Genomic DNA, 385 nt, shown 5'->3' on the forward strand with positions numbered 1-385 from the left:
GGCAAGAGGACTTGAACCCCCAACCTACTGATTACAAGTCAGTTGCTCTACCAGTTGAGCTACACCGGCACGGTGGTGGAGGATGACGGGATCGAACCGCCGACCCCCTGCTTGTAAGGCAGGTGCTCTCCCAGCTGAGCTAATCCTCCGTGTATCATACACAATATTCATTGTATAAAAGATTTTTATAAATGAGCCAAATAAAAAACCCCTAGACTCTTTTATAAGAGCATAAAAAGGGGTCTTATTCATTGCCTGGCAACGTCCTACTCTCACAGGGACAAAGTCCCAACTACCATTGGCGCTAAAGAGCTTAACTTCCGTGTTCGGTATGGGAACGGGTGTGACCTCTTCGCTATCGCCACCAGACAAGAGATTGCTCTCT

Annotated in this window: 1 tRNA gene and 1 rRNA gene; both read right to left on the bottom strand. The window is 47.8% G+C overall.

Going from position 1 to position 385, the window contains the following annotated elements:
- Positions 1–73 precede the first annotated feature (73 nt).
- Positions 74–149 (bottom strand) — tRNA-Val (locus tag AC1DEF_RS29375).
- Between the two features lie 104 nt (positions 150–253).
- Positions 254–369 (bottom strand): 5S ribosomal RNA (gene rrf / locus AC1DEF_RS29380).
- Positions 370–385 lie beyond the last annotated feature (16 nt).

This window comes from Priestia sp. 10L35, assembly GCF_056395685.1.